20 protein-coding genes are annotated in these 25,840 nt (G+C 42.4%); 14 read left to right on the top strand and 6 right to left on the bottom strand.

Going from position 1 to position 25,840, the window contains the following annotated elements; translation table 11 throughout:
• Nucleotides 1–124 precede the first annotated feature (124 nt).
• Genes ACFWMP_RS17000 through ACFWMP_RS16990 form a run of 3 tightly spaced genes read left to right on the top strand, consistent with a single transcriptional unit; the run spans nucleotide 125 to nucleotide 4,933 of the window.
• Complete coding sequence (locus ACFWMP_RS17000) at nucleotides 125–1,870, top strand: sensor histidine kinase (RefSeq protein ID WP_339242590.1); 1,746 nt, start codon at nucleotides 125–127, stop codon at nucleotides 1,868–1,870.
• Nucleotides 1,863–3,266 carry a response regulator transcription factor gene (locus tag ACFWMP_RS16995; RefSeq protein ID WP_379424331.1) on the top strand — a complete coding sequence of 468 codons (1,404 nt, stop codon included), beginning with the start codon at nucleotides 1,863–1,865 and terminating at the stop codon, nucleotides 3,264–3,266. The genes ACFWMP_RS17000 and ACFWMP_RS16995 overlap by 8 nt, the downstream gene beginning before the upstream one ends.
• Nucleotides 3,263–4,933: an extracellular solute-binding protein gene (locus tag ACFWMP_RS16990; RefSeq protein WP_379424330.1), complete on the top strand. Its 1,671-nt coding sequence runs from the start codon at nucleotides 3,263–3,265 to the stop codon at nucleotides 4,931–4,933. Before ACFWMP_RS16995 ends, ACFWMP_RS16990 begins: the two co-directional genes overlap by 4 nt.
• 254 nt (nucleotides 4,934–5,187) lie before the next feature.
• On the opposite strand, the gene ACFWMP_RS16985 is transcribed toward ACFWMP_RS16990, so the two are convergent.
• Complete coding sequence (locus ACFWMP_RS16985; RefSeq protein ID WP_076284623.1) at nucleotides 5,188–5,607, bottom strand: MarR family winged helix-turn-helix transcriptional regulator; 420 nt, start codon at nucleotides 5,605–5,607, stop codon at nucleotides 5,188–5,190.
• A gap of 164 nt (nucleotides 5,608–5,771) precedes the next feature.
• Here ACFWMP_RS16985 and ACFWMP_RS16980 point away from each other — a divergent pair, with 164 nt between their 5' ends.
• Nucleotides 5,772–7,235, top strand: a complete 1,464-nt coding sequence (locus ACFWMP_RS16980) for an MFS transporter (protein WP_149646877.1) — start codon at nucleotides 5,772–5,774, stop codon at nucleotides 7,233–7,235.
• Nucleotides 7,236–7,263: 28 nt separating this feature from the next.
• Here the strand turns inward: ACFWMP_RS16980 and ACFWMP_RS16975 are convergent, their stop codons facing one another.
• A complete protein-coding gene (locus tag ACFWMP_RS16975; RefSeq protein ID WP_379424329.1) occupies nucleotides 7,264–8,337 on the bottom strand; it encodes a glycosyltransferase WbsX family protein in 1,074 nt (357 codons plus the stop codon).
• A gap of 13 nt (nucleotides 8,338–8,350) precedes the next feature.
• Nucleotides 8,351–9,388 carry a glycosyltransferase family protein gene (locus tag ACFWMP_RS16970; RefSeq protein ID WP_379424328.1) on the bottom strand — a complete coding sequence of 346 codons (1,038 nt, stop codon included), beginning with the start codon at nucleotides 9,386–9,388 and terminating at the stop codon, nucleotides 8,351–8,353.
• A 206-nt stretch (nucleotides 9,389–9,594) separates the two neighbouring features.
• Between ACFWMP_RS16970 and ACFWMP_RS16965 the strand changes: the two genes are divergently transcribed.
• Complete coding sequence (locus tag ACFWMP_RS16965) at nucleotides 9,595–10,005, top strand: hypothetical protein (protein WP_231573315.1); 411 nt, start codon at nucleotides 9,595–9,597, stop codon at nucleotides 10,003–10,005.
• Between the two features lie 90 nt (nucleotides 10,006–10,095).
• Here the strand turns inward: ACFWMP_RS16965 and ACFWMP_RS16960 are convergent, their stop codons facing one another.
• Both ACFWMP_RS16960 and ACFWMP_RS16955 read right to left on the bottom strand, forming a co-directional pair.
• Nucleotides 10,096–11,451: a DUF711 family protein gene (locus tag ACFWMP_RS16960; protein ID WP_483874827.1), complete on the bottom strand. Its 1,356-nt coding sequence runs from the start codon at nucleotides 11,449–11,451 to the stop codon at nucleotides 10,096–10,098.
• Nucleotides 11,452–11,464: 13 nt separating this feature from the next.
• Nucleotides 11,465–11,734 (bottom strand): ACT domain-containing protein, encoded by a 270-nt coding sequence (locus ACFWMP_RS16955; RefSeq protein ID WP_042189980.1) that lies wholly within the window; start codon nucleotides 11,732–11,734, stop codon nucleotides 11,465–11,467.
• A gap of 217 nt (nucleotides 11,735–11,951) precedes the next feature.
• On the opposite strand from ACFWMP_RS16955, the gene ACFWMP_RS16950 reads away from it, so the two are divergent.
• The 6 genes from ACFWMP_RS16950 (at nucleotide 11,952) to map (ending at nucleotide 22,126) form a co-directional block, all read left to right on the top strand.
• Nucleotides 11,952–13,583 carry a diguanylate cyclase gene (locus ACFWMP_RS16950; protein WP_042189978.1) on the top strand — a complete coding sequence of 544 codons (1,632 nt, stop codon included), beginning with the start codon at nucleotides 11,952–11,954 and terminating at the stop codon, nucleotides 13,581–13,583.
• Between the two features lie 21 nt (nucleotides 13,584–13,604).
• On the top strand, nucleotides 13,605–13,979 hold the full coding sequence (locus ACFWMP_RS16945; RefSeq protein ID WP_379424326.1) for a response regulator transcription factor: 375 nt from the start codon (nucleotides 13,605–13,607) through the stop codon (nucleotides 13,977–13,979).
• The gene (locus tag ACFWMP_RS16940) at nucleotides 13,966–17,223 is read left to right on the top strand and encodes an ATP-binding protein (RefSeq protein WP_339797292.1); all 3,258 of its coding nucleotides are present in this window, start codon (nucleotides 13,966–13,968) and stop codon (nucleotides 17,221–17,223) included. The genes ACFWMP_RS16945 and ACFWMP_RS16940 overlap by 14 nt, the downstream gene beginning before the upstream one ends.
• A 267-nt stretch (nucleotides 17,224–17,490) precedes the next feature.
• Nucleotides 17,491–19,353, top strand: a complete 1,863-nt coding sequence (locus tag ACFWMP_RS16935) for an assimilatory sulfite reductase (NADPH) flavoprotein subunit (RefSeq protein WP_339248628.1) — start codon at nucleotides 17,491–17,493, stop codon at nucleotides 19,351–19,353.
• Nucleotides 19,354–19,398: 45 nt separating this feature from the next.
• Nucleotides 19,399–21,123 carry an assimilatory sulfite reductase (NADPH) hemoprotein subunit gene (gene cysI / locus ACFWMP_RS16930; protein ID WP_339242568.1) on the top strand — a complete coding sequence of 575 codons (1,725 nt, stop codon included), beginning with the start codon at nucleotides 19,399–19,401 and terminating at the stop codon, nucleotides 21,121–21,123.
• 256 nt (nucleotides 21,124–21,379) lie between these two features.
• Nucleotides 21,380–22,126 (top strand): type I methionyl aminopeptidase, encoded by a 747-nt coding sequence (gene map / locus ACFWMP_RS16925; RefSeq protein ID WP_042129378.1) that lies wholly within the window; start codon nucleotides 21,380–21,382, stop codon nucleotides 22,124–22,126.
• A gap of 81 nt (nucleotides 22,127–22,207) precedes the next feature.
• Here map and ACFWMP_RS16920 read toward each other — a convergent pair whose 3' ends face one another.
• The gene (locus tag ACFWMP_RS16920; RefSeq protein ID WP_042189973.1) at nucleotides 22,208–22,612 is read right to left on the bottom strand and encodes a CBS domain-containing protein; all 405 of its coding nucleotides are present in this window, start codon (nucleotides 22,610–22,612) and stop codon (nucleotides 22,208–22,210) included.
• A gap of 181 nt (nucleotides 22,613–22,793) precedes the next feature.
• Here ACFWMP_RS16920 and ACFWMP_RS16915 point away from each other — a divergent pair, with 181 nt between their 5' ends.
• From ACFWMP_RS16915 to ACFWMP_RS16905, 3 genes are all read left to right on the top strand, one after another.
• Complete coding sequence (locus ACFWMP_RS16915) at nucleotides 22,794–24,902, top strand: methyl-accepting chemotaxis protein (protein ID WP_379424325.1); 2,109 nt, start codon at nucleotides 22,794–22,796, stop codon at nucleotides 24,900–24,902.
• A gap of 284 nt (nucleotides 24,903–25,186) precedes the next feature.
• Nucleotides 25,187–25,387, top strand: coding sequence for a cold-shock protein (locus ACFWMP_RS16910; RefSeq protein ID WP_036685790.1), 201 nt, complete (start codon nucleotides 25,187–25,189; stop codon nucleotides 25,385–25,387).
• Between the two features lie 121 nt (nucleotides 25,388–25,508).
• Nucleotides 25,509–25,736, top strand: a complete 228-nt coding sequence (locus tag ACFWMP_RS16905; RefSeq protein WP_042189969.1) for a MerR family transcriptional regulator — start codon at nucleotides 25,509–25,511, stop codon at nucleotides 25,734–25,736.
• Nucleotides 25,737–25,840: the final 104 nt, after the last annotated feature.

Raw genomic sequence — 25,840 nt, 5'->3', positions numbered from 1 at the left:
ATACAAATAGGGCGGGGCGGCGTGGAGGCTGTTCTGCCCTATTCTATTCAATTAAGGATAAATGTGGTATTCTCACATTGATATATATAGAACGCTTACAGGAAGAAGGAAGAGGATCATTCGGATGGTAAGAGTACTTAAGCGTAATCATACCCCAGTTGTCAAATCCTTACGGAATACCTTATTCATCTATCTAGTTATCGGAACACTTCTTCCGCTTCTCTTAGTAGGATTCGTAACCTACACCTCTATTTACTCTATTCTTTCAGGGAAAATTGGCAATGGTATAAGTGCAAGCTTGAAACAGGAAGCCTCTAGCTTGGAGAATGCCATCGACAATATGGATTTTGCCTCTAAACAGTTTGCGCTGGATGGTCAGATTGTGGAAGAAATGTCCTCATTTATTCAGGAAAAGCAAATTTATCGCAAATCGCAAATGATGAACTCCATCAACCAGAAGATCAACCTCGTTAATTTCACGAATCCCTACATTGGACTTACAGCCTACATTATGCCAAGCAGTGATGATCCGGTTCTGTTCACGAATATGAGTGCGCGCAGAAATTTCGATATCAGTACGTTACCTTCTTTTATGCGATATAACGGAGCTGATTATTATGGACCTCATTCTACGATGTATGCCGTCGGCGATAATCTCGTGTTCTCAGAGCAGCGCATTGTACGCGTACCAGGTGAGCATAAGCTATATATTTATTTAGAGACGAATTATAGCCTGCTTCGCAAAATATTTAATCAGGAATCTTACGGGATGAAGGTTAACCATTTGCTTGTGAATCAACAGGGCTCTAGCACTTATGTCATTGATGGTAAATTGCCTCAAGGAATTATCAAAGCTGCTGGAAGCAACTCTAATCTATCACATGAAACACTTACCGGATATCATCTGTTTCGATACGCTAGCCCACAGGGATGGAAGCTTATTGCAGTAGTTAAAAAGTCCGAATTCAACAGTGAAATTTATTCTTGGTTCTATAAAATGATCCTGCTCGCGTTCTCGACACTACTCTTTGCTGGAGTTCTGGCTTTGATGATCTGGAAAAAGATTTATGGTCCTTTGCGCAAGGTTAACCTTGAAATTAATCGAATGGCGGAAAATGTTACCTCTCCGGTTGCCTACACGAATGTGGAAGAGTTTGATTTTGTGCTCAGTAACTTCCAGCAGATGAAGAAACAGGTGAATGAGCTGATTGTTGCGGTAGCCCATAATGAGAAGCAGAAAAGCCAATTCGAGATTGAAAAGCTACTTAGCCAGATTAACCCTCATTTTTTGCATAATACATTGAACACGGTGCAGTGGATGGCAAGGCTTAACGGTCAGAAGGAGATCGACAAGCTGGTTACCCTTCTTGTTAAGGTGCTGCATTATAATCTGGGCAAGCAAAGCATCATTGTTACCCTTGGAGAGGAAATTGAAGCGATCCGAAATTATATGGAACTGCAGCGCATCCGTTATGACTATGAATTCGAATTTAACGTGGAGGCTGATGAGGATGTATTGTCTGTGGCTGTCCCCAGATTCTTACTTCAACCTCTTGTTGAGAACTCGATTTATCATGGACTAAGCGATAATGGCAGGGTGGACGTCTTGATTACAGAGCATGGTGAAGGAGAAGTTCAGCTGTGTGTAAGAGACAATGGGGCTGGAATGGATGCGGATACGTTAGATCAACTGCTGTCAGAGGATGGCGCCAAGAAACGGGGGCTCGGAATCGGATTCTCGTACGTGAACCGGATGCTCAGAACCTACTATGGAGAACAAATGAAGCTAGAGATGTACAGCAAGCTAGGGGAAGGTACGGTTGTATCTATCGTGATTCCGAGGAAAGGTAAGGAGGACTTCGATGATTAAGGCTGTAGTGGTTGATGACGAGAGACTTGTGCGGAAAGGCTTCATATCTCTAATTGATTGGTCATCCTTAGGGGTTGTGATTGTCGGCGAGGCGGGAGATGGCAAATCGGCCTTGGAGCTACTTCAACAACAGGATGTGGATCTGTTATTTGTAGATTTGACCATGCCCGGCATTTCTGGGTTCGAGCTAATTAAACTAGTAAGGCAGCGTTTCGCAGGTATTCGCTGTGTTGTGCTTACTTGCCATCATGAGTTTGACTATGTGCAGGAGGCCATGCGTTTAGGAGCCGTTGATTATATTGTCAAAACTCTATTGGAGATGGAAAATGCGGACGAGACTATACGTCGCCTGGTCGATCGCATCAAATGGGAGGACAATACAAGGGATGCACTGGTTCATGGTGAAGGTAAAAGGATAGCTGCAGACAAGGCACTGCTCTATTTACCATTAAGCAACCACTGTAATGAAGAAGAGTTATTTCACCTATCCTTCGTGAAGAATAATCCGCTGATTACCTTTCATGAGATGTGGATGTCGCCCTTGCTTCACCGGTTCTCGGAAGTGGAGGGGAAGCGTGAGCTTAAGAACCAGCTTTCTGGGAGATGGCAGACCGCGCTCATCAGTGGGTTAAGAGATCAGTCACTACAGGAATTGGAGGAGCAACTCACCACGAAGCTTCGGCATATGCTATTTTATCATTCTAGTGCTGAAGAACTGACCTTTCTGAATTATGAGGAACTAAAGAAGGAAATAGCGGTTCCCCATTTAAAACCGGATGAAGCTGATCTATTCGTGCAAGCTCAAAATCTCAAGTGGACGATTGATGGAAACGAATGGGAGAATTTTGTAACGAACATACTCCTGCAGAAGCCAAGGCAGGATAGATTTCTAACGTTCGCCCATTCCCTTTTGCAAAGCTGGAGTTCTTTACTTTTGAAGTCAGAGGATGCTGTTCAACTGGAACGGGATATTTCGTTTAATTTGAACTGGTGTCATTGGAAGACCTGGCTGCGCCGATTTTCTGATCATGTGGGAAGGAGAATGCTCGAGCTAGGATTGACTAAAGAGGTGATGTCTTGCCTTATTCGCGCAGTTCGTTACATGCAGAGCCATGCAGGTGACAAAATCAATCAGAGCGACGTAGCGGCGGAAATTAATATGAGCCGTGGTTATTTCAGTCAATGTTTCGCTCGTTTTGCCGGGGAGACATTCGGTGAATGTTTACGGGGAATGCGGCTTGAGTTGGCTAAATCATTATTGCGGGAGACTTCATTACCCGTCTGTGAGATTGCTTCAAGGTCTGGCTTTGAAGATGACCGTTATTTCAGTAGACTGTTCAAAGAACGTATTGGTCAACTCCCGAGTGAATATCGTGCGGAGGGGAAGGATCAATGATGAGATTGTGTAAATCTATCCTCTTACTTGTAATGATGATCGGACTTACATCATGCCGTGACCAGAACAAAACAGTAGATTCTACTCGAAGTCCTCAGGGTGAGGTCGAAGATGCTTCTGTAGCGTATAGCAAATACGAAGATCCGATCGTGATTCGTGTAGGATTTAAGGTTCCCGATTCCAGGCTAAATACAGGTGACAGCAACGACAACAATCCAATCACCCGTTATTTGGAGAGCATTACGAATATCAAGGTAGTTCACTCTTGGGAAGCGAAGGGTGAAGATGCTTTTAATCAAAAAGCACAGCTTGCGATCGATAGCAATGATTTGCCGGATGCGATGGTTGTTGATCGAGATCAATTGAAGAAACTCATTGATAATGACATGATAGAGGACCTTACAGAGACCTACAATGTATATGGCTCTGATTTAATTAAGGACATGTACAATTCTACTCAGGGTGAGGCACTATCCGATGCTTCTCGATACGGCAAATTATACGGATTGCCTAATGTAGCCATTGATGCGGATTCGCCTGTTCTGCTCTGGGTGCGTCAGGATTGGCTGGATAAACTGGAGCTGCAGGCACCGCAAACCTTCGAAGATATTGAGAATATTGCGAAGGCTTTTATTGAGAAAGACCCCGATGGCAATGGCAAAAGAGATACGGTCGGACTTAGCGGCTACAAGAATATCATCTATGGGACAAAGCCATTAGTAAATGGTCTGGATGCTGTGTTTAGTGCATTGCATGCTTTTCCCACCAATTGGATCAAGGATAACGCTGGGAATATTGTATATGGATCCATTACACCTGAGACCAAACAAGCGCTTGCCAAACTGGCTGATTGGTATAAAAGAGGGTTGCTGGACCCTAATTTTGCGCTTTATAAAGAAACGCAAGAGCCTATTATTACAGGGAAATCAGGCATGTTCTTTGGCCCGTGGTGGATGCCATATTATCCTTTGTCAGAGGCGGTTGCTCTCGATACGAAGGCAGAATGGAGAGCGTATGCTGCTCCACTTGATGAGTCTGGTAAGTTTGTTGCTCATTTGGCTCCGGTAACAGACCGATACCTTGTTGTGCGTAAAGGTTTCGAGCATCCAGAGGCGATTATGAAGCAATTGAACGTGTTTACAAGACTTGAGAGAAGACAAGACCCTAATTCGGAGGAAGTTAAGAAGCTTGATGATTTCTCTGCGCAAACAGGAATTCAGCTGCGTGCTTATTATCCGTTTGACCTTTTAATTGATTATTCGGATGCGATAGAGAAACATTATGCAGATATCCAGCAAGCTTTACATGGCAAAATAGACCCGGAAACATTAAATCCAGATACCCGTCTCATTTATGATCAATGGGTGGAGGACACTGAACAACCAAAGAAAGATCTGGAAGGCTGGAAAGCAGCGAATGCATATAAATATGGAGTTGCCGTCTTAACTTCAACTGCTATTGAGGGAGTGCGGGGAGTATTTTACGGAAACACCCAACTAATGAAGAGTAAGTGGACGGAGCTGCAAAATCTGGAGAGCGAGACATTTTTGAATATCATTGTGGGCGATTCACCGCTTAGTGACTTTGATGTTTTTGTAGCGAAATGGAAGAGCCTCGGCGGGGAGGCGATTACGAAAGAAGTTGCTGAAACTGTAAAGGTGAAGTAAGTACGGGATGATATAGATTTTTTCTCTAAAAGTAGCGGAGTGAATGGACTGATTGTGGAAAAGTGGAGTGTCCTCACCAAGGAAACGGGAGCACAGATCGATAATTAGGGAATTTCTCCCTATAATTTCGCTGATTTGTTGGCAAATACCGATATTACTCTGATTTTTAGGGAGGATTTCCCTAATAATTCTCAAAAAAAGAAGCTGTCCCTTAAGTAGCCTTTACTACTTTTGAGACAGTTTCTTTTTTTGTCCTATTCTTCGTCAGTGCTGATTTTTTGAAGTAAGTAGCGAAGCTGCTCTACTTCCTCGCTGGTTAATTTACCAACTAGGCTCTTGTTGTAATCATCTAAAATAGACTGAAGAATTGGCGAGAAATCGATTGCTTTAGGCGTTGGATACAGTAGTTGAGAGCGTCGATCATTAGGATCTGGTTTACGTTCAATATAACCCGAATTCTCTAATTGCTTCACGGAGCGTGCGGTGGTGGCTTTATCGAATTTTAGTTCAGAAGTTAGTTGATCTTGTGTAATCCCTGGTCTGGAAGTAATCAGTTTTAGAAAACTATGTTGCCCACCACTACCTATTCCATAGGGCATGAATTTTTTTACCAATTGCTTTTGATTTTGACGATGAAAATAGGAAATCAACTTTCCTATAGGCTCTTTTTCCAAGATATAGACACCTCTTTGGGTTTATAGTTCGCGCATTTGCTACTCTGAGACAAAGTGTACAATAAAGTCGTTGCGTGCGCAACTAAATTGATGTACACTGGGTAAGTAAGTTTTGTTGCGTACGCAACTAAACGTTGATTTTATATTCAATGAGGTGTTAGTTTATGAGTTCTATTAGCGCAACCTATCAGGAAGACAAGGAAATTCAGAAGAAACGCTGGATGATTTTAATTGTTCTGAATATTTTCACCTTCATGTCCACACTTGATGGTAGTATTGTCAACATCGCTCTGCCAGAATTATCGAAACAATTGAAGCTGCCTATGGCACAAATCGAATGGGTAACCACAGGATATTTGATGGCAATTTGTGCTGCGATTCTTTTCTTCGGGAAGCTTGGAGATATTGTCGGGAAGATTCGAATCTTTAAGATTGGTACGATAGTTTTTGTTATTGGTTCTATGCTGTGTGGATTTAGTTTAAGTTTACCTGCATTACTTGCTTCGCGTGTCATTCAGGCTATCGGAGCTTCGATGACAATGGCGAACAGCCAGGGAATCGTTACGGATATCTTTCCTGCCAATGAGCGGGGTAAAGCGCTTGGTTTCATAGGTACATTCGTGTCTCTGGGAAGTATAGCTGGCCCTAGCTTAGGTGGGATAATGGTTTCGACATTAGGCTGGGAGTATATCTTTTGGGTGAACATTCCTATTGGAGTGATCGCTATCCTGTTAGGCTGGAAGGTATTGCCTAAGGATTTAACTAGGACGAAATCTACAATAGACGTTCCGGGTAGTTTACTCTTCGCTATTTTTATCATAAGTTTGTTCGCAGGGCTTTTATTGGGACAGCAGCTCGGTTATGGCGATAGCTTAATTGTGACGTCTTTAATCGTAGCTATAGTCAGCTTCATTGCTTTCTTATGGACGGAGCTTCGCCGGAAAGAACCGCTACTGCAATTGTCATTATTTAAGAATCCGTTGTTTTCATTAAGTATTTTATGTGGGTTTCTCGTGTTTACAGCGAACTTCTGCTTTAATATCATCGCGCCGTTTTATGCACAGAATATGCTGAATCTATCGCCCTTTGAAGCGGGATTCCTGTTAATGCTGTTACCTATATGTATGGTAGTCGTAGCACCAATAAGCGGTGCTTTATCGGATAAAATAGGGTCTGAATTCCTAACTTTTGCAGGGCTGGTAGTCATGGTTATTGCTCAGTTTGGATTAGCTGAGCTTCATGAAGGAAGCTCTGTTGTGCTGGTAGGCGTGTGGATCGCTATGTTAGGAATAGGGAGTGGTCTGTTTCAGTCGCCAAATAATTCACTTGTGATGTCTAAGGTGCCTAGAACTCAGCTTGGTTCTGCGGGCAGCGTCAACTCGCTTGTTCGTAATGTGGGGATGGTCGTTGGTATTACGATAGCTACGACGATTCTCTTTCATGTGATGAGCAGTGAAGCTGGTTATCGGGTAACAGGTCTAGTTCCAGGCCGACCAGAGTTATTTATCAGTGGGATGCATGTAGTGTTCATGACTTCGGCATCCATATGCTTTGTGGCTGCACTGCTAACGGGTTGGAGAATGATTAGTGCAAGAAGCGCCAGAGTGCAGACTTCGGAAAGACCATAAGGAATAAAAGAAGAAGATCCTTCTGACGCTACGGCGTGGAAGGATCTTCTTTGTGATGATATTGAAGGGCTTTCTTAATGGCTTGCAAGTATTGATACCGATAATGATCATCCGGTTCTAAATAGGCACCCTCAGCCCACTCGTTCCAAGCGTTAATATAAATAAAATCACTTTTGAACATCTTCTTGGTCCTCTCAATTTGTCGTGACAGGTATTGACCGAATTTGTGAGGATTTGCACCTAAAGTACTTTGTCCGGCAGCACCTTTGCGTGGTGTATTATCCCAGTTAACAAATGCTCCCGGATATATAATTTCCCCATCCCTATGAGGTGTCCGTTCTAACATAGATTCCCATAATTCATCGTAATCAATGACAATATGCTTTTGATCCTCCACCTGCTTGGAACTCCATAAGTGCTTTACACCGCCATGTGCGAATGTGTAGTGAGGCTCGAATTCTAGACTGGCGTCGAACCCGTGCTCTGTATTTAGGGGGAATCCGCCCAGTGTCCGGACAAGATGAAGGCCCTTAAGTCCGTTTTGCTGAGCCAAATCACGCCAACATTGAAGCATCTCATCACACCGAGGGATGCTGGAGGATCTATAGATAATGAATACTGGTTTGCCGTCTACGCAAATATATCGTTCATCTTTGAAGGCCTCCAACAAAGCATAAAAATGCATTCGCCAATCCCGTTCTTCTCCATATTCTTGTGGCATCAAGACATCTTCTTCAGTGCCATCCCAGCTTCGTGTCCAAGGTTCGTTAGCCCAAGACAGACAAAAGGGGAAGTCAGGCTCTTTGCTGGCAAGAATCTGCTGAACCGGTTGTTCCAGAAGTCGCCTGCCATTGAACCAATAGTGATAATAACAAAAACCGTAAATGCCATGAGCTTTTGCAGTTTCTGCCTGCCATTGTTTCACATTAGGGTCCGTTAAATCGTAGTAGTTATTATTTAACGGTTTTTTCGGTTGATCATGTCCAGGATAAAGGGCTGTAGCCTTCCTGACATTTGTCCATTCTGTAAATCCCTCTCCCCACCAGGAATCGTTCTCTGCTATCTGATGAAACTGAGGCAATACAAAAGCGATGCATTTCAAGTCAAGTCACCCCCTATGGTTCCGTGAATATTTTTTTGAGAAGCAGCTTTCCCTGCTGAAGATAAGAATGATTGTACTTCACTTCCTTTAGAGCACGAGAGGCCGAACTTCTCCTTGCATCACTATGAGCAATATAGTACTTGAAGCTCTCAGAGAGCTCTTTAAAGTTCTGGAAACGAATAAGGCCTTCTTCTGTGATGGGGTAACTTTGAAAATGGGGATGATCTTCCACGAACTGAAATACACCGCAAGCAGCGACCTCCATAATTTGCTGCACAGATCCTGTGCAATTGATGATGATCCTTGCTCCATTATAATAGTTAGATATTTCTGCTTTATCGTAGGTGATGTCTATGAAATTTTTGGTGGGCTCCCACCCGCTACCAATGGTCATTATCTTGAGACCATGAAGTAGTTCCGAATGAGCTAGGGTGTCAAGAACACTATTCATTTGAAAATGGCCGAGAATGAGTACGTCACTGTGGTAACGGTTCTCGACACGTCTTGGATAATAGAGTTCTGTATCTGGAGCATAAGGGAGGTAGCACGAAAGTTTCTCACGTAAACCTTGATAATAGATTAGATTAGCTATGTTCTGTGTGAAAATATAATCGAATAACAACGCTAGATTACGTTCTGTTCGGGTAAGGCAGGTCGCGTCTGCCATCCATACGGCCTTAGGAGCGTTATAAGCTTTGAGGGCAGGAATATTCTCCTCAGGGAACAGGGATTCTGATCCCAAGGCTAGTATCATATCAGGCTGATAGTGTGCTAAATATTCTTCTAGATTATGATGTAACTTAATGGCAAGCACTTCTTTGACCAGATGCCTTAGCTGATCTTTAAAAAGTCGTACATTAGGCATTTTATCACTTATCTCTGAGGGGACCAGAAGCAATACTCTTAATTGCTTTAGTTCCCGTGTTATGGTTTCCGCTCTGTAAGAGTTCTCGAGAATGAGATTATGGTGTTGCGATTGATGAACTTGGCTGATGGAGACTTCGTGAGTTGAGGTCCTTTGAGGAGTGAGCCTAGTAGCTGTCTTCTTCATAATTCCTCCTGTATTCATTGGAGCCAGTCGTTCGCTCTAGCACCTAGTCTTGCTAATCATTATATGTGTAGGGGGTTCATTTGACTTTAGGTATAAGACCATTAATCTGAATCTTGAAGGAAAAAGCGGATTTAGTAAAAGATGTATATCTATCTATGACCGGATTGTCTTGTCTAACATAAGATATACTATAAAACCTGAAAGGGATGATCGTCTTGCCAACCTTCGATAATATTCTTGTTACAGGAAGTCAGACCATTCAAAATGATCTGCATGTCAACGGGAATGAGACTATCGATTCAAACTTGCAATTAAATGGTAGTCAGACTATTATGGGAAGCCTTCAGGTGAACGGCAGTCAGTCCCTGCTCGGTCATTTGGGGGTTACCGGTGAGATTAGCGGTGCAGGCACCATCAAAACTGCGACCCGTTTGATCGCGGTGAATCAGGCATTGTCACCAGTTTCAGCACCTACGAGCCTTCAGCAAGTCAGATATTTCGCTGTGGGAGTTTCAAGTCAGACAGGACTCGTGCTGAAGGGCACGGATGGAAATGACTATGTATTATTTATCGATTTGACCGGGGGAACACCTAATATTGGGATCCAGAGAGCTTAAATCTGATAACATTAACATCTTCAAGCTCTGAACAATAAAAAACAGCAAGTCGCCTAGGTACAAATAGGGACTTGCTGTTTGAGGTTTCTATTAGTTCTTAAAGCTGTGAATTGGAGCAGGAATTCGTCCGCCTCGGTTGATAAAGTTGGCACAATTGAAGCCGTTAACAGCCATGACAGGCGCATATCCAAGTAGGCCGCCAAATTCTACAATTTCGCCTACATCCTTGCCAATGACAGGAATGACGCGAACAGCGGTTGTTTTGTTGTTGACCATTCCGATAGCAGCTTCATCGGCGATGATGCCAGAGATCGTCTCTTTGGTGGTACTTCCCGGAATAGCAATCATGTCCAGTCCCACAGAACATACACAGGTCATGGCTTCTAGCTTCTCAAGTGTAAGAGCACCACGTTGTACGGCTTGAATCATTCCGTGATCTTCACTAACTGGAATAAAGGCTCCACTGAGTCCGCCAACATAGGAGGAGGCCATCACGCCACCTTTTTTAACATTGTCATTTAGAATCGCCAGAGCTGCTGTTGTTCCTGGTGCGCCAGCTTCTTCCAGACCCATGACTTGAAAGATCTCCGCAATGGAATCCCCAATTTCTGGTGTTGGAGCCAGAGATAAATCGATAATCCCAAAAGGCACGTTCATCCGTTTCGATGCTTCCTGCGCAACTAGTTGTCCCACACGCGTAACTTTAAACGCAGTTCGTTTGATCGTTTCACACAGGGTTTCGAAGTCCTGACCTTTTACTTCCTCTAATGCACGCTTGATTACACCCGGGCCACTGACGCCAACGTTGATGACACATTCCCGTTCACCGACCCCATGAAAGGCTCCAGCCATAAAAGGATTGTCCTCGACAGCATTACAGAAGACAACCAGCTTAGCACAGCCGATGGAATCCCGATCCTTGGTGCGTTCCGCAGTTTGAATAATGATATCACCCATTAATTTCACAGCATCCATATTGATTCCACTTCTGGAGGAGCCGACGTTGACGGAAGAACAAACTCTTTCAGTGACTGCAAGTGCTTCTGGGATACTGTCAATTAGAATACGATCACCTTTGGTGCACCCTTTTTGCACAAGCGCAGAGAAGCCGCCAATAAAGTTAACGCCGACTTCTTTGGCAGCCTTGTCCAAAATTTCCGCTACAGGCACATACGTATCCGTCTTCACGGCACCAGCAGCAATAGCAATAGGAGTCACAGAAATCCGTTTATTAACAATGGGTACACCGAATTGTCTTTCCAGATCTTCACCTGTTTTGACGAGCTTCTCGGCGGATCTAGTGATTTTGTCGTATACGTTTTGGTTAAAAATTCTCATATCTGTATGTGCACAATCCATGAGGCTGATCCCCATCGTTATAGTACGTACATCCAGATTCATTTCACGGATCATCTTATTCGTTTCTTGTACTTCCACCAGTGATATCATGGTCATCCTCCTAAATGCGGTGCATAATATTAAAAATATCCTCATGCTGAAGCTTGATTTCCACGCCGATCGCTTCTCCGATCAAATGTAAATCCTCAACAATATCCTCAAATGCTTTAGTCGCGCCAGAAATGTCTACAATCATCATCATGTTAAAATAATCTTGTACAATCGTCTGAGAAATATCCAGAATGTTCAAATTGTGCTCGGCAAGATATGTACATACCTTGGCAATAATCCCTACTTTGTCTTTTCCTAATACAGTAATAATCCCCTTCATAAATACAGCCTCCCTTTGTATATGGTGATTACGCCGTGTAAACGGAATGAACCATTCCAATCATTATTACAAATGCTGAAGCAAGCTTCAACCAAAGGTTTTTTGTCCGTTTGATCATTTTTATATAAAGTCCTATGAATTTAAAGAAAATTCGATTGACAGTATATGAAAAATATGATGAAGTGAGAGATTGATACGATACTCTGAAGGAGTAAATATGACTACACAAAAATATAAAAATATGGTTGAAGAGCGGACCAAACAAACCCTCCAGGAATGGTCGGAACTGTCGGAAGTTAACGAGAAGGACATTTATCGTTTTTTGCATAATTTGAAAGGTACGGCAGGAACAGTGGGGTTACAAGAAGTTGAACAGTTTGCCGATGCAACGTTGCCCTATTTCATGGAAAGTAGCCTTAAGAGCTGGTCTATTGAAGAGTGGGGCGATTATTTGTATCCGCTTATTCCACTGTTTAATCAAGATTCATCGGTTTCTCTAGGTTCAGTTAAGCCGTTAGACAAAAAAGGAAATGATGTTGCACTCCCACATAATGATATTTTGCTTATTGATGATGATGTAGAATTAGTGGCTTATTTAAAAGAATCATTGGAGAAGCAGAACTATTATGTAAGCATAGCCTTATCCGCTGAACGGGGTCTCAAGATTTTTTATGAAACCAAACCGGATCTAATTCTTCTGGATATTCTTTTGCCTGATATCAGCGGAATTGAGGTCTTGAATCAAATTATCGGCAAAGCCAAAAAAGAACGTATTCCAATCATCATTATAAGTGGGGAGTACTCCAAAGCGACTCAACTGCATGCGTATAGGCTGGGCGTGATGGATTTTTTATCGAAGCCTGTAGATATTGATTTATTTCTGGCTTTGATTAAAAACCGCTTTGAGTTAAAGCGGGAGTGGCAGGAATCCATCATTGTGGATGAATTGACGGGTGCGTTTAATCGAAAACACTTTAATCAAGTGATGAAGCAGCTGATTTGCGATTTTAAGCGCACGGAACGGGTGTTTTCTTTAGCTCTGATTGATCTGGACTATTTCAAAAAGATTAATGATACATATGGTCATCTAATCGGAGATGAGGTATTACAGTCCTTGTCTGAGCTTGTAAAGGGTTCGATTCGTATGGAAGATACCTTTTGCCGCTTCGGTGGAGAAGAGTTTGCTGTGTTCCTGCCAAATACGGATGCGAGTTCTGCATTGACAGTAATAAACCGTATTCAGGAGCAATTTGCTGCCACTGACTTTTTTGCAAAGAATGAAGTCTTTCATGTGACCTTCTCGAGTGGGATATCAGAGGTAACAGAAGCTGAGAATATTGCCGATAAAATTGTAGAAGAAGCAGACCAAGCTCTCTATGCCAGCAAAGATGCCGGAAGGAATCAGACTACACTCTACACGGACCATTTATCGTCGACTAAAAAGCATTCGGTTCTAAATGTAATTGTTGTGGATGATGATGCGTTGATTCGAAAAATAGTGACTCATCAGATTGATACTTGGGAGCCGGAGGATATTGCTGAGGTGAATATCAGCAGTTATGCGAATGGGCTGGATTTCTTGCAATCGGATTGGTATTCCATAGATGAGAAATATATCATTCTGCTGGATGGTGTGATGCCGGATCTTGATGGCGTTGAAGTCCTGGAAAGAATTCGCAAGACGTATCCGGAAGTGAATATATTAGTGATCATGCTGACAGGGAGAAATAATCAGGCGGATATTGTACATGCCCTGCAGATGGGTGCCGATGATTATGTAGTAAAACCTGTCCATATGCCTGAGCTGTTGTCCCGAATGGAACGGTTGGCTCATAGATTTTTGTTCTAAGACGAAGGGAATTGTGTGAATATGCAAAAAATAATGGTAGTGGATGATGAAGAAGTATTACGGATGTTAATCGAGGATACATTGGAAGATTTGGATAATGTTGAGATTCACACAGCGGAGAATGGGTTGGAAGCTCTAACTAAGCTGTCTACGGATCCTTATGATTTGGTGATTCTGGATTATATGATGCCGGAAATGACAGGGATTGAAGTGCTTCAGCAGCTGGATGAGGAGAAAAAGAAAACTACAGCTATATTAATGTTAACGGCCAAAGCACAAGATGTAGATCGAATTCGAGCAGTTGAAGCAGGTGCGCGTTACTTCATGCCGAAACCATTTAGTCCGATGGAACTCTTGCAGATTGTGGAGGGGATCCTGAGTGGTGAAGAAAAGTAACGCTAATCACAGCATCAAAAATAAATATTTCCGCATTATTGTATTAGTGTTTTCTTTAATCATTCTTATGGGAACTGTTTTTTTTATTTTCATAAACTATGAGCAAGATGAATTAAGTAGAGAACGTGAAAGTTTGCAGTATAAAGCAGACACGATCAGCGAGATGGCGAGCACGTTAAATGAGGTGTTTTTCCGAGCTAGGGGATTCACTTTGCTTAAGGACGAGAATGAATTAAAGCTCTTAAATGCAGCCTTAGTAAAATTTGATCAAATACTGGATACGTATTCTAATCTTAATTTATCCGCCGAAGAAGCCTTGTTTAGAGATGGTTTAAAATCATTTTATGTCCAGTATAAAAATAAAACCTTACCGGAAGCAATTCGGCTTGTCGAGGCTGATGATTATGCTGCTTTAAGAGTACTATCCGGAGATGGTATTACTAAATCAGTGAATGATTTTCTAACGTATACGAAAGAGTACAGACAGCGATCCGATGCAGCATTAAATACCATGGCTATGGATTATATTAAACGAGCTAACGAATTCACCTTTATCGCCTTCTTTTTTAGCACGATTATTCTACTGTTCTTTACCTTTATGATCTGGCGGATTCTTAAGAATTTGATTAATCCTATTTTGAAGCTGGAAGGGGCCACTCATTCCTTGGCTGCCGGTGAGGAAATTCTTCTCGGCAAGCTTAAGCATCAAGATGAAATTGGTCGGCTTTATAATGCTTTTCTAAATATGGCCAGAAGTATTCAGGACAAAGAAGAAGAATTGATGATGCAGAATGAAGAGCTGCACGCGCAGCAAGATGAACTTCAGGATCAGCAGTATAGACTGCAACGTTCGCTTAGTGAAATAGAGAGTATGATGAAGGCACTCGATCAATCCTCAGCGGTGGGGATCCTTACAGATAAAGGCGTATTTACCTACGCGAATGATAATTTAAGTAAATATACCGGCTATAAAAATTCTGAAATTATCGGTTTTACCTATAAGTTATTTGAACTCTATAATATATCTAGAGAACAAATGCAGAAGATCTTCAACAAATTATATACGGGTGGGGTATGGAGCAATGAACTCCAGATTCTGACTAAAGACGGATTGCCAATCTGGATGCATCTGACTGTCGTGCCGTATCTAAACAATGAGGGTGTGATTTATCAGTACATTTTTATCGCGTATGATGTCACCTCTATGAAAAGTGTACAGCTGGAGCTAGCGGAAACGCTGAAGAATACAGAACAAACCAAAAAAATGCTTGAGCTTAATAATCAGCTGAATCATGACATTACGTACACCTTAGATAAACATGAATTTGCAGATAAGTTTATTCAGTTCATGCATCACCTGTATTCATTTGATTCGAGTTTCTTCCTTCTTGTAAAAGATAAGATCGCGGCTGTTAAAGGGATTCCTCAGGAAAATGTAGACCGTTATCTCGATAATGAGAACAATGAAATGTTATATCGTTTGAAGACGGAAAAAACCTATCTGATTAAGCGTCTAGCTACGCAATCGGAACAGGGGATTTCTGCGGATGAGGTCTACTGTTATGATTTCTATACCACTGTTGTAAATGCAGAAGATGAGATTCTAGCTGTATTTTGCGGGACCCGGATTGGACATTCTTTCAGTAAAGAAGAAATTAATGAGGTTCAAGGAATGATGAACCGCGTAGCTCTGGCGATTGAACGTTTGTTCATGTACGAAGAGATTGAACATGGGCGAAAGCTGAACCGCGATATCGTGAATAACGTAAACGAAGGTATTCAGTTCGTGAGTACAGAAGGCGTGATGCTTCAGATGAATAAGGCGCTGTGCAACATCGTTAACTATGACTGGATTGAAGGTACACTGACTCCTAGAAAAGAATGGATGGATTATTTCATCGAACGCTCGAATGAGAACCATGAGCTTCGGTCGTTTTTTGAACAGGCAATCTCTGAGGATGCTCTGGAGTCCAGCAGTATGCAATACTCCATTGGAACGGAATCCAAGAAGCATATTGATGTTTATGCGATTCCTGTTTTCCGCCGGGAGCTTAGAATTGGTACATTGTTTGTATATAGAGATATCACTAGGGAGTACGAGCTGGATCTTATGAAATCTGATCTTGTCAGTACGGTAAGTCATGAGCTGAGAACACCATTGTCGAGTGTATTAGGATTCACGGAACTGCTATTGTCCAAAACCATGAAGCCTGAGAAGCAGCTGAAGTATTTGGAGACGATTCATAAGGAAGCGAAGCGGTTGACTGAGCTTATTAATGATTTTCTGGATCTGCAGAGAATGGAGTCAGGGAAGCAGCAGTATATCACGGAGCATGTAAATCTTAGTGAAATTGTCCTTGGGGTTATCGATCAATATAAACTTAGTAGCACACATCATGTGCTATTGGTGGATGAGGCTCTGAATGCGGAGGTAGATGTGGACAAGGATAAGATCGTCCAAGTTCTAACGAATTTGTTAAGTAATGCGATCAAGTTCTCACCCTCTAACAATGAAGTGAAGGTACTGCTGCATAATGAGCCGGATCATATTATTGTGCGTATCCAGGATAATGGTCTGGGCATTCCAAAGGATCAAATCGGACAGCTATTCCAAAAATTCAGACGAGTGGACAACAGTGCCTCCAAAAGAATTGGTGGAACAGGTCTCGGTCTTGCCATCTGTAAAGAAATTATTGAGAAACAAAAGGGAACCATCGGTATAGATTCGGTAGAGGGTGAAGGGACAACCGTTTGGTTTAGCCTTCCAATCCTTAATGCAGAAGCAAGCCGGCAGCAAGATGAGCTGAATAAATGGAATGCTGATAAAGAGCTCAAACCGAATGTAATGATTGTTGAAGATGATTATAGTCTTTCGTTGCTTTTATCAGAAGAGCTTAAAGGGAAGGGGTTCCGTGTTACCCATCACTATCATCCACAGCAAGCTTTTGATCAAGCCTTGAAAACACCATTTGTTGCGATCGTGGTTGATTTGATGCTTGGTGAAGAACTGGACGGCTGGGATTTGATCCGAATGCTAAAAGAGGATTCGAGAACAGAGAATATTCCGATTGTTATCTCTTCTGCTCTGGATCAATCAGATAAGAACCAATTGAATGATGTGATACAGAAGTATTTGACGAAGCCTTATCCGCCAGGTGAGTTATCAAATACGCTTGAAGAGATTGTGAAGATAAAGACAGGGGTAGGCGAGGTATTATTTCCCGAAAGTAAGAAGGATTTATAGTTTTTATTTATCACAATATTTTATAAATAGTATCATTTTTTATAATGAAACCGATCAAAACAGGACAAATCATACTGTTTTGATCGGTTTTTACGTACTTTATTGATACTTTTTCAATAATTAACAATTTTTAGGTGAAAATGACTTCATTGATCGTTTACAAATATTGTGATAGCCTGATTTTATGAGGTTCTAAAAAAGGCTCAGATAAATTCAATTGAGGCACGGATCATAACCAGATTTCATGTTTAGGAGAGGTGGATATTGTTGCAACTACAGGTAACGAACAGTCCTTTTAACGAGAATCAAGTCGAGCTTCTCAATCGTCTTCTACCAACCTTAACGGAGACGCAGCAAATATGGCTCAGTGGATATTTGTCCGCGATTGGACGTACTACGGCGGCAGCGCCAGCAGGTGCTGAACTTCAAGTGCCATCGAATAAGATTGGAAATACAGAGGTTGGCGCTGCTGTAACGAGCCAACCAGCAGCCTCACGGGAAGTGACCATATTATTTGGTTCGCAAACGGGGAATTGCCAGCGACTTGCGGGGAGCTTGTCCCGCAAGCTGGAAGAGCAAGGATTTCAGGTCACACTCTCCGCGATGAACAATTTCAAACCTACAGCGCTTAAAAAGGTTGAAAATCTACTTCTATTGGTGAGTACTCATGGAGAAGGTGAACCACCTGATAATGCAAGGATTTTTCATGAATTTCTTTACAGTAAAAGAGCTCCTCAATTAGAGAACCTACGGTTTTCAGTTCTGGCTCTGGGAGACACCTCTTATGAATTTTTCTGTCAGACGGGTAAAGAGTTCGATCAGAGGTTAGAGGAGCTTGGTGGTAAGCGCCTAAGTCCACGTGTAGATTGTGATCTCGATTATGACGATTCCGTTGCCGAATGGTTTGAAGGTGTAATTGGTGCATTAAATGCAAATTTAAATGCTCCAGCCATTGCTGCAAAAGCGGTTCAAGCCGCGGAGGACGCAGAGTCACAAGAACCTCTATATACTCGTAATAATCCTTTTAAGGCAGAGGTACTGGAGAATCTGAATTTGAACGGACGCGGTTCGGACCGGGAGACTCGCCATTTGGAACTATCGCTTGAAGGCTCTAATATACAGTTTGAACCTGGGGATGCACTGGGAGTATACCCAGAGAATCATCCTGAACTGGTGGACGCTATTATTCATACTATGGGCTGGAATCCTAATGATAAGGTTCCGTTTAATAAGAAAGGTGATGAAGGAGCCTTACGTGAGGCACTTCTGCATCATTATGAAATCACTGTATTGACCAAACCTTTGCTGGAGCAAGCGGCAAAGCTGTCTGCTTCAAACAAGCTGAGTGAGTTATTAGCTCCAGACCGTGCTCCGGAGCTTAAAGCGTATATTCAAGGACGCGATCTACTCGATTTGATCCAGGACTTCTCACCGTGGGAAGGTCCAGCCAGCAGTTTTGTGACGATTTTGCGGAAGCTTCCTGCACGGCTATATTCTATCGCCAGCAGTTATAAAGCTAACCCGGATGAGGTTCATCTAACCGTCAGAGCTGTACGTTATGAGGCTCATGGTAGGGAACGTTACGGTGTCTGCTCAGTGCATTGCGCAGAAAGAGTAGAGCCGGGAGATACATTGCCTATTTACATTCAGCATAATCCTAACTTTAAGCTGCCGACTAATCCGGATGCGCCGATCATCATGATCGGACCAGGCACAGGTGTTGCACCATTCCGCTCTTTCCTAGAGGAACGTGGAGAGCTGGGAGCGGAAGGGAAATCTTGGCTGTTCTATGGGGATCGGCATTTTGTAACAGATTTCCTGTATCAGACTGATTGGCAGAGAATGCTAAAGGATGGCGTTCTAAGTAAGCTGGATGTCGCCTTCTCACGTGATACCGAAGAGAAAGTATATGTACAACATCGCATTTTACAAAAGAGTCGTGAGGTTTATGAATGGCTGCAAGAAGGTGCTCATATCTACGTTTGTGGTGACGAGAAGTACATGGCGCATGATGTTCATTCTGCACTGCTTACGGTGATTCAGAGTGAGGGCGGACTGAGCCCTGAAGCGGCAGCGGCTTATCTGGAAGATATGCAACAGACGCAGCGTTACCAGCGTGATGTCTATTAATGGATAGATGGAGTTATCGAATGACTTCGGGGGGAGATAACAACAATGGCAAACAATGAGAAGGTTAAGCCGATCGGCGGGCCTCCAAGTGATGTTGAGCATATTAAATCGGAGAGTAACTATCTGCGGGGTGCATTAGTTGAGACACTAAGCAATCCGATTACGGGTGGTCTGCCTGAAGATGATAATCGGCTGCTTAAATTTCACGGAAGCTATATGCAGGATGACAGAGATTTGCGCAATGAACGGGAACGTCAGAAGCTGGAGCCAGCATTCCAGTTTATGCTTCGCGTAGTTGCCCCAGGTGGTGTAGCTACACCGGAACAATGGCTGGTGATGGATGATCTGGCACAGAAGTATGGTAACGGAACCTTACGTCTGACTACAAGACAGGCATTTCAAATGCATGGCGTTCTCAAATGGAACTTAAAAAAAACCATTCGAAGCATCAATGATACGCTAATGACAACCCTTGCAGCTTGTGGGGATGTCAACCGTAACGTAATGAGCAATCCGAATCCTTATCAATCTGAGGTGCATGCAGAAGTCTATGAATGGGCGCGCAAAGTTAGTGATCATCTATCCCCACGTACTCCCGCTTACCATGAAATTTGGCTAGACGGTGAAAAGGTAGTGGATAGTTTAGGAGATCGGGCAGAAGTTGAACCGATCTATGGTCCGGTATATTTACCGCGTAAATTCAAGATTGGTCTTGCGGTGCCTCCTTCAAATGACGTAGATGTGTTCTCGCAGGATCTAGGCTTCATCGCTATTCTTGAGAATGATAAGCTGGTAGGGTTCAACGTTTCTGTAGGCGGTGGTATGGGAATGACGCATGGCGATACCAGCACGTATCCTCAGCTTGGCCGTATCATTGGTTTTTGCCGTCCTGATCAATTAATCGATGTAGCGGAGAAGACAGTAACGATTCAGCGGGACTATGGAAATCGTTCTGTCCGCAAAAATGCACGGTTCAAGTATACGATTGACCGCCACGGTCTGGAATGGTTTGTCGATGAGCTGCATGAAAGACTCGGATGGCAGCTTGAGGCGGCACGTGAGTACCATTTCGACCATAATGGAGACCGCTATGGCTGGGTGAAGGGTACGAATGGAAAATGGAATTTGACGCTTTATATCCAAAGCGGACGGATTCATGACCAAGAAGGGTACACGTTGATGACTGGACTGCGGGAAATTGCCAAGATTCATACCGGGGATTTCCGGCTTACGCCGAATCAGAATTTAACGATTGCTAACGTAACCACTGCCAAAAAGCGAAAAGTGGCTGAGCTGGCTAAACAGCATGGACTTACGGACGGAGCTCATCTGTCTGCGCTACGACGCAGTTCGATGTCTTGTGTGGCGCTACCAACCTGCGGACTTGCAATGGCTGAAGCAGAACGTTATTTGCCTTCGTTGATTGATAAGCTAGAGCTTGTCCTTGATGAAGCTGGTCTACGCGATGAGGAAATCGTGATCCGGATGACAGGCTGTCCTAATGGGTGTGCAAGACCGGCACTAGGCGAAATCTCGTTTATTGGTAAAGGTCCAGGCAGATATAATATGTACTTGGGAGCAGGTTTTACGGGAGATCGCTTGAACAAAATGTATAAAGAAAACATAGATGAAAAAGAAATTCTGGAGACGCTGGAGCCAATTCTTCATCGTTATTCAAAAGAACGTCTGCATAGCGAGCATTTTGGAGATTTCGTGATCCGAGCAGGTTATGTCAAAGCGGTTTCGTCAGGTCTTAATTTTCATGACTAATCTAATTTAGACTGAAATGGGTGTCCCAGAGCCTGCATTATGGCTGCTGGGACACCTCTTTGTTGGTTGGCCTTACCCTAACCACATTTTTATAAGAATAAGGGGAGTTTTTTAGTTTCAGACAGGGATAAATATTTTTTTTTGCTTAATGATTTGGATTTCTTGTGTTTTTCTTTCATAATATAAAGGGGAAACTAAATACAAAAGAAGAGCCATTGCCCGAGAGTGATGTGTTCTGTACAGAAGAGGCGATATTATGATTATCATGAAAACGATGGAAGAGATCGAAAAAATGCGTGCGGCGGGAAAAATTCTTGCTGAATGTCATCGTCAAATTGCGCAAATTCTACAGCCGGGAATTACTACCTGGGAGATTGATGAATTTGCAGAAAAATTTATACTGTCTCAAGGAGCGACTCCTGAGCAAAAGGGATATAACGGATATCCGTATGCAACCTGTGCATCTGTAAATGATGTAATCTGCCACGGATTTCCGAAGAAGGAACCACTTAAAGATGGAGATATAGTAACCATAGACATGGTAGTTAACTTAGATGGCTGGTTGGCAGATTCCGCTTGGTCATATGGGATTGGCAACATTAGTGAGCAGGCGACTAAATTGCTAGACACCACAAAAGAATCTTTATTCCGTGGTATCGAGCAGGCAGTTGCAGGCAACCGTATCGGGGATGTCGCTCATGCTATTCAAGTTTACGCAGAGTCTAATGGTTTTTCTGTTGTGCGTGATTTTATTGGCCATGGGATTGGTTCAGAAATGCATGAAGCACCAGAGGTACCTCACTATGGTCCGGCTGGCAGAGGACCTCGTCTTAAAGAGGGGATGGTATTTACCATTGAACCGATGCTGAACACAGGCAGCTACAGAACAAAGATTGATGCGGATGGTTGGACTGCACGTACCATTGACGGCGGTCTGTCAGCACAGTATGAACATACATTAGCTATCACCCCTCAAGGAACCATTATTCTGACTGAACTATAATTTAGGGTAGAAAAAAGACCTGATTAGCTTCATCTTCTCATGATGCTGCTGATCAGGTCTTTTTGTTGTTCAATTAATCAGTTAATCAGTAATGTTGCGAGTATAATATTCAATGATATCTTTTCGACGAATAATTCCGACAAACACGCCTTCTTTATCAATCACAGGAACAAAATTCTGATCTGCGGCGAGCGTCAGCATATCCTCCATTTCGGCATTTATGAGAACGCTCTCGTTATGAACATGCTTCTGGATATCGCTTACTGGAACTTCTCCTATATTGTCAAAAGTTAGACCTGCTGTGTTTTTCAGCTTCCACAATAGATCACCTTCCGAAAGTGTTCCTACATATTTTCCTTCATTATCAATAATAGGGATAGCCGTATAATGGTGCTGCTCTAATTGTTCTAAGGCTTCCAGCATGGATAGTGAGTTAGTGATATAGGCAACTTGATCTTTAGGCAACAAAAAAGAGGATATTTCCATCGGCATGAACTCCTTTGTATTGAGATTTTTTTAGTTAGGCTACTTTTATTTAAACATACTTTTTGAAGGGATAGGTGTTTTAAATTTTATTATTTAATTATAGGTGAAAAGACCTATTTAATGATAGTCGTATTTTGTCGATTAAAGATAAGGTATATTATCCTAGAGTGGAGTTGTTCAGATGGCGTTATATCGTAGGCTTTCTTTAACGGTAAAATTTGTTCTGGTAGTAAGTTTAGTTATCATTGTTATCTTTTTCTTTAGTCTAATCGCGAATCTGCTTAATCTGCGAAGTGTGAGCATATCGAACGGTGAACTAGAGGCGGAAGTTGCTGGGCGAAGTTATGCGGAAACTATTCAGAATAGTATGGTAGACATAGAGTCGGCAGCAAAGGTATTCACAGAAGTACTGGTTGAATCAAGAGAACATCAAACTTTGAGTCGTGAAGAAGTTATTTCTACAATGAAATCGATGCTTGAGAATAGACCTGAGCTTTTTGCAATTAGTACAGTGTGGGAACCGAATGCCTTCGATCAAAACGATCAGGCTAATATCAATAAGATGCCTTATGATGATGGTACGGGGCGTTTTATTCCTTATGTTCTTAGGAATCAAGGTTCAATAACGGTTGAACCCTTAAAGAATTACGATGTAGAAGGTGCGGGTGATTATTACCTTTTACCTAAAAAAGAGAAAAAACCGATCTACATTGAACCCTATTCCTATGAGACGACTGGTGGGGCTATAGAGATGATTTCGGTTATGCTGCCCATTTTGGACAAATCGGGCACTTTTCTTGGGACGGTAGGATTTGATGTTTCGTTATCAAAGCTCCAGGAGGATGCTGAGAAATATAAACCTATGGGTGGATACGTTTCTCTAGTCACGGGTAATGGTAAATATGCAGCTAATCCTAATGATCCAGAAAGTGTACTTAAAGATTTCGGTGATACGGAAGAGAAAGCTGCACTGTGGAGACAAGTGAAGAATGGGAAGTCGGTTCAGGGGTACACCAATAATTCGAAAGGAGAAAATGTACTTCGTATTTTTGTTCCGATTCCACTGCCAGAAAGCGATCAGGTATGGTATACGCAGACTGCGATTCCTAAAGCTACAATCATGGCTGATTACGAACAAACGAAAACAGAATCATTTATTATCATGATTGTTGGGATGCTGATTCTAGGAATAGTTATAGTCTTACAATTATGGTTAATGGTGATCAAACCGCTTCGAGTATTATCTGAGAAATTGCAGCTTATGGCTCAAGGGGACTTAACACAAACATTGCAGGTTCGAAATGATGATGAATTCGGTAAGATGTCTTCACATTTTAATCAGATGACATATAAGCTTCGAGAAATGTTTGGACTTGTGGCTGATTTATCGATGTCAGTGGGTGCTACTTCTGAAGAGTTGACAGCGAACGCGGAACAGACAGGGAAAGCTGCTGAACAGATTGCTGTGGCTATTGGACGAGTCGCCGAGGGAGCGCAACTGCAGAATGGTTATGCAGGAGAATCTTCTCTGGCCATGAGCGATCTTAGCATTGGAGTGCAACGTATCGCTGACTCTTCATCAGCGGTGTCTGCATCTGCAGACGAAGTAACCGATCAAACGAAGAGAGGCAGTGCACAGCTTCAAATGGCGGTGAACCAGATGACAGAGCTTAAGCAATCCGTGGACGAGACCAGTCTGGCGATTGAACGACTAGGTGAAAGATCTGTACAGATTAGTGGGATTATTGGTCTGATCTCAAATATTAGTAAGCAGACTAATCTATTGGCATTAAACGCAGCAATTGAAGCATCCAGAGTGGGTGAACAAGGTCGTGGATTTGCTGTAGTAGCTTCGGAAATACGCATGTTGGCGGATCAAACGAAACAAGCTGCCGAACAAGTTACTGAATTAGTCGAACATGTGGTCCAAGATACTAATCAAGCCTCACAGGCTATGGCTGTTGGTAATGAGCAAGTACGTATCGGTGTGCAGGGTGTATCTGACAGTGATCTTTTGTTTACATCGATTCTTGCTGAAATGACACAGGTTACAGATCAGATTCAGGAAGTATCTGCAGCTGCACAGCAGATGACTGCTGGTACAGAGCAAATTTCAGCTAGTGTAAAAGTATTAGCCGAACTTGCATCAGAAGCGTCCGCAGATTCACAAAGTGTTGCAGCAGCCTCAGAGGAGCAGCTTGCTTCTATGGAAGAAATCTCAGCTTCGACGGAATCCCTCAGCTCAATGGTGCAAGATTTGCTGGACAAATTGTCTTATTTTAAAATTTAAACTGATGTGATATCGTGATTACAGTTGGGAAACCCTGTCCTTTTCTAAAGGATTAGGGTTTTTTCCATTTATTACATAATCTAAAAGGTATCTACATGCCATCGGATGTGCTATAATCAATATATCGAAAGTAGTTACCTGCTAATTCACATAGCGTAGAGGGTTATTCTTAAGATGACAATAACCTTGTACCATATGTGAATTTTTATTTTTTTAGAGATTTTGTAAGAGATTTTTTTGGGATAAGAATAACATGTAAATTAAAAAAAGGTGGTAATTATATTATGCAAACAGGAACAGTGAAATGGTTTAACGCAGACAAAGGCTTTGGTTTTATCGAGGTTGAAGGCGGAGAAGACGTATTCGTACATTTCAGCGCAATCACTGGTGACGGATTCAAGTCTTTGGATGAAGGACAACGTGTAGAATTTAACGTAGTTCAAGGCAATCGTGGTCAACAAGCTGAGAATGTTGTAAAACTCTAAAGTTGTGAAAAAAATCCCCAAACTTATAGTTTGGGGATTTTTTTAAATATAAGAAATTATAAGTTTCACACAATACTTTATGTCTTATATTTCTCGCTTAGTAGAAAGGTGGCGGATGTAAGTGCAGGTGTTTGAAGACTGGAATTTAAAAGTGAAGAAAACCTTTAACGCTACAAGCAACAAAGAAGTATTGACTGTGTCTGAAGCCGGTAGCTTGCTTGGTCTGTCTAAAGATCAAATGAAAAGCTATGTAGACCAGCATAAGTTAACCAAAGTCCCAATTATGAGAAGTGTTGTCAGGTATCTTTTACTGAAAAGTGAAATCGATACGATCCTGAACAAAACCTAATGTAACCTCAATAAACTTAGCAGACCCATCCTTGATAGGATGTGGTCTTTTTTTTGCCTCAAAAATTTCTTATAAAAAGAAACTTATCGATCCAATGATCGTCT

Origin of the sequence: Paenibacillus sp. NPDC058367 (genome assembly GCF_042723305.1) — a bacterium.
Classification (GTDB): Bacteria; Bacillota; Bacilli; order Paenibacillales; family Paenibacillaceae; genus Paenibacillus_AQ.
The sequence above is the reverse complement of the archived record's forward strand: the minus strand, read 5'-3'. Positions and strand labels throughout refer to the sequence as shown.

What these genes read in the sequence shown, in the direction of transcription:
- ACFWMP_RS17000 (WP_339242590.1), top strand. Translation starts at nt 125, where the DNA reads ATGGTAAGAGTACTTAAGCGTAATCATACCCCAGTTGTCAAATCCTTA.
- ACFWMP_RS16995 (WP_379424331.1), top strand. Translation starts at nt 1,863, where the DNA reads ATGATTAAGGCTGTAGTGGTTGATGACGAGAGACTTGTGCGGAAAGGC.
- ACFWMP_RS16990 (WP_379424330.1), top strand. Translation starts at nt 3,263, where the DNA reads ATGATGAGATTGTGTAAATCTATCCTCTTACTTGTAATGATGATCGGA.
- ACFWMP_RS16980 (WP_149646877.1), top strand. Translation starts at nt 5,772, where the DNA reads ATGAGTTCTATTAGCGCAACCTATCAGGAAGACAAGGAAATTCAGAAG.
- ACFWMP_RS16970 (WP_379424328.1), bottom strand. Translation starts at nt 9,388, where the DNA reads ATGAAGAAGACAGCTACTAGGCTCACTCCTCAAAGGACCTCAACTCAC.
- ACFWMP_RS16965 (WP_231573315.1), top strand. Translation starts at nt 9,595, where the DNA reads ATGATCGTCTTGCCAACCTTCGATAATATTCTTGTTACAGGAAGTCAG.
- ACFWMP_RS16955 (WP_042189980.1), bottom strand. Translation starts at nt 11,734, where the DNA reads ATGAAGGGGATTATTACTGTATTAGGAAAAGACAAAGTAGGGATTATT.
- ACFWMP_RS16950 (WP_042189978.1), top strand. Translation starts at nt 11,952, where the DNA reads ATGACTACACAAAAATATAAAAATATGGTTGAAGAGCGGACCAAACAA.
- ACFWMP_RS16945 (WP_379424326.1), top strand. Translation starts at nt 13,605, where the DNA reads ATGCAAAAAATAATGGTAGTGGATGATGAAGAAGTATTACGGATGTTA.
- cysI (WP_339242568.1), top strand. Translation starts at nt 19,399, where the DNA reads ATGGCAAACAATGAGAAGGTTAAGCCGATCGGCGGGCCTCCAAGTGAT.
- map (WP_042129378.1), top strand. Translation starts at nt 21,380, where the DNA reads ATGATTATCATGAAAACGATGGAAGAGATCGAAAAAATGCGTGCGGCG.
- ACFWMP_RS16920 (WP_042189973.1), bottom strand. Translation starts at nt 22,612, where the DNA reads ATGGAAATATCCTCTTTTTTGTTGCCTAAAGATCAAGTTGCCTATATC.
- ACFWMP_RS16915 (WP_379424325.1), top strand. Translation starts at nt 22,794, where the DNA reads ATGGCGTTATATCGTAGGCTTTCTTTAACGGTAAAATTTGTTCTGGTA.
- ACFWMP_RS16910 (WP_036685790.1), top strand. Translation starts at nt 25,187, where the DNA reads ATGCAAACAGGAACAGTGAAATGGTTTAACGCAGACAAAGGCTTTGGT.